This window comes from Staphylococcus sp. HMSC077D08 (genome assembly GCF_001837945.1).
GTDB lineage: Bacteria > Bacillota > Bacilli > Staphylococcales > Staphylococcaceae > Staphylococcus > Staphylococcus epidermidis.
Genome location: NZ_KV834827.1, coordinates 94,002 through 97,436 on the forward strand (window position 1 = coordinate 94,002; position 3,435 = coordinate 97,436).

Sequence of the window (3,435 nt, forward strand, 5' to 3'; positions counted from 1 at the left end):
TCTTTTCATCTCATCTTTCCAATAATCTGGATAAATAGAAAATTCCATTTTAGCTATATTAGGCATTATCAATACGTCTAATTCTATTATATACTCTCCTGTTAATGTTTTTTTATTTCTCTATTGTTTTTTTGTCTCTGTATAAACGTTACCATACAGTAAATAATAACTAGTTACTAAAAAATTGCAGGCGAAAATATACAATATTGACACTAAAAATACAAAATGGGAATTGGCTATGTTTGGAATTATTATATATTCTATAATTTTTTGTATATATATCAACGAAGCAATAGTCTTCAAAATTATAATGACTATTCTTTTATCATACTTTAACCATTTGGGAGAGAATCTCATTAATAATACACTTAATATATGCATAGTTGTACAAAAAAGTAATGTTATAAAACCAATATACCAATATTTATCTAAATAATAATGATGTTCAGCAGCTACAAAAAAGTATAAATTATACAAAGTTAGATATGAGACATAGAGACTTAATATATTTACTATTAAATATCGCTTCGCTTTATTTATGGGATTATCAATTTTCTTTTCAAAAAATTGGAATAGTCCAAGCAAATTAACAACTAATGCAAGGACTGTAGTAATGATTAGATACCTAGGTGTTCTTTCAAGTGTAAGATCAAGTTGATATTGTACATATGCAAAAAATATAAACAACAACGAAAATATATTTACTACTTGTATTGCTGGTTTTCTTAAACGATTTAATGATTCTTCCAATTTATTTGCCCCTTTTATTTCGTATCGCTATCTTATACATATATGTATAAACAAATAGGACGGCGTTCTCATTAAACCGTCGTAAAATATATTCTATTCATTTTATTGTCTTAATCGTGATTGTTGTATTTGATATACAAACCATGTACCTATAGTAAATAAAATAATGCCAATGATAAATAATAGTAATCCAAACACATTAAAAGTTTCTCCATATAATTTTATGCCTATTTCCATAAAATCAGCTTTCATTACAAAATAAAACAGAAAGGACATCAATACTATGACAGCGTATGTTCCGATAATTGATAAATTTATCGTTGGTTTTGATACAGATTCAAGTGCTTTTGAATTTTTATGTGGTGTATAAACAAATAACCACATGATATTCAACGCAATCATTCCAAAGCTGCCTACACTCAGAATAAATCCATAAACACTTATTAAACTTAAAACGCCTGCAACTATTAAAAGTATCCACCAAGTATATTTCATACTACGAGACCTCTTTCTGTGTTTTGTTATATCTTAATATAGAAATGCCACTGATTAACCAAGCTATAAATGTTAATAAATTAGCACTGATAACAGCTCCAACAATATGCAAAATACCGCTCATTTTATTATTCACAAATAACTTTTTCATAGCAAAAATACCTAATAAATCTGCAACTAAAGAAACGACAAAGAAAATTGCAAATACTGTAACAAATGTTGCCTGAGCTGTTTCTGGACTTTGTACTGTTTCTTTTCCATTAACTGTTGTGGTTAAATCCGGTTGTATAATTCCTGTTGCTGATAAAATTAAAAATAATAAAAACAATAATGTTAAAAAGCTTTGTATGATAACGCCAATTAAAGACGTCACTTTAATTAATTTTTCCATTTATTTTCCGACTCCTTTAAATTATTTTACTTTGATATCCTTATAATCTGAGTGATGATTCTTCACATATGTTTTGGGATCAATATCTCTCTTATAATAAATTTTGTCATCCTTAAATTCATATGTTGCATAGAATAATTGATCTTTATCTTTAAATAGCTTATAACTTACCACAATCAATTTACCATCCTCAAAAACATAAGTATTAACTTTATCTTTATTAAATTTAGGCGTAACTTGATCACTTTTCTTAACCATCTCTTTATGTGTTTCTTGCTGTATTTCCATTACTTTATCAATTTGACTTTGATATTTATTTTCTTTCTGGTCGTGACTGCAACTACTATTGATGATACTCATCATTATAATCAACACACCTATACATAACTTTTTCATCAGTTTCTCCTTATTATCTATTTTTAATAAAAAAGTCTTTCAACTCAAAAGGTTTTCTATCAGGCCTTATAAAGGCATCCCAAAAGTGATAAGCAGGTTGTCCTGACTTTTTATTTTTTCTAAATGAGCGAACATGTAAAAATCTAAAATAGAACGGAATCGCATATAATCCTGGAATCATATATAAAATTGACAATACTTTTGTTACTTTAACTCTATTAGCTAATTCCACATTTGTTTGATCGTATTGATAATTTTTAAGTAATTTAAAATAAAAAACAATTTCTAACAGTATGGTAATTACATATACACTCATAATTGAAACATAAGAATATAAAGCGACTCTATCCATAAAATCTCTACCATACTGCAAACGGTTATTCATTATATCCGCTATCATCGGTGAAAAAATCAGTAAAACTGACATTATAAAAGGAATGACTTCAAATGATAAAAATATCTTATTGACTTTCTTTATATTTTCCATTTCTTCTCCTTTAATTGGTTATTTTTTCAATAGCTGAGGCTATTGAACTGATTACATTATCTAGTATAGACAATATACTATCTAATGAATTAACTTCATTTTGCATCTCAGTAATTTTATCAATTAGTCGATCAATATTCTCGTCAATATTTTTTATACAATATGACATCGAACCTACTATAAGTTCATTCTCACTTTTCATTTGCCATTTCGAATTATTCTCCCTTTCCAATAAGATATTCTTTAAATAAATTTTTAGCATCTGATTTGTGCTCTTTAACATTCTTTTTTAACTTAGTTAATTTAATCTTAACTCGTGTTGCTCTTTTTATTTTATCATTTAAGTCTGCTATTTTGGCTTTAATTTCTACTGATTGTTGAAGTTTATAAATTTTTAAATTTTATTTCTACTCCAACTTTTGCACTCCGAAACTCAATTGTAGCTTTTCTTTCACCTAATTTAACTTTCGCTTTAACATCTCCCCCTGCTACTTTAAGGCTTCCTTTTGATAAAAAAGTCCATGCAAAATTAAAAATGCAGAAAAACAAGTGAAATTTAGTGGGAGTAGTAAGCATAATTATATATTTTTACGAGATTTCCTAAATTTTTAGAGCCTCTGAATAATCTCATAATTAAATATCCAAAATCTTAAGGGAGGGGAGGTCATCCACATATGCTTCTTCAACCTTTGTGATCCATGCGATACACATGTCCATGTGGTGTTGTATATTCGATGTTGGCTTTCTCTCTAAAATATTTTATATGTATATAGTAGTAAAATTAAAATTTACTATTCGTTGTAATCAAAAGAAAACTAAGCAACTTTTACATTGCTTAGTTTTTCTTCAATTTATTTTACTTTTCTTCTTGCTCTTTAATGAACTGTTCTACTTTTTTCACTTTATTTATCGCATA

Annotated in this window: 6 protein-coding genes; all 6 read right to left on the minus strand. The window is 27.2% G+C overall.

Translation table 11 applies throughout. The annotated features are described in order from the left end of the window. Window positions 1-120: 120 nt before the first annotated feature. The 6 genes from HMPREF2663_RS11145 to HMPREF2663_RS11170 all read right to left on the minus strand — a co-directional run bounded on the left by HMPREF2663_RS11145 (window position 121) and on the right by HMPREF2663_RS11170 (window position 2,781). Window positions 121-750 (minus strand): DUF5079 family protein, encoded by a 630-nt coding sequence (locus HMPREF2663_RS11145; RefSeq protein ID WP_002496653.1) that lies wholly within the window; start codon window positions 748-750, stop codon window positions 121-123. 102 nt (window positions 751-852) lie between these two features. Next, window positions 853-1,245, minus strand: coding sequence for a DUF5084 family protein (locus tag HMPREF2663_RS11150; protein WP_070846439.1), 393 nt, complete (start codon window positions 1,243-1,245; stop codon window positions 853-855). 1 nt (window position 1,246) lies between these two features. Beyond that, on the minus strand, window positions 1,247-1,636 hold the full coding sequence (locus tag HMPREF2663_RS11155; protein ID WP_002490423.1) for a DUF4064 domain-containing protein: 390 nt from the start codon (window positions 1,634-1,636) through the stop codon (window positions 1,247-1,249). Window positions 1,637-1,657: 21 nt separating this feature from the next. After that, a complete protein-coding gene (locus HMPREF2663_RS11160) occupies window positions 1,658-2,032 on the minus strand; it encodes a DUF4467 domain-containing protein (protein ID WP_070846441.1) in 375 nt (124 codons plus the stop codon). Between the two features lie 13 nt (window positions 2,033-2,045). Beyond that, entirely contained in the window at window positions 2,046-2,519 is a 474-nt protein-coding gene (locus tag HMPREF2663_RS11165; RefSeq protein WP_049383425.1) for a DUF5083 family protein, read from the minus strand. A 10-nt stretch (window positions 2,520-2,529) separates the two neighbouring features. Continuing rightward, window positions 2,530-2,781 (minus strand): hypothetical protein, encoded by a 252-nt coding sequence (locus HMPREF2663_RS11170; protein WP_070846443.1) that lies wholly within the window; start codon window positions 2,779-2,781, stop codon window positions 2,530-2,532. Window positions 2,782-3,435: the final 654 nt, after the last annotated feature.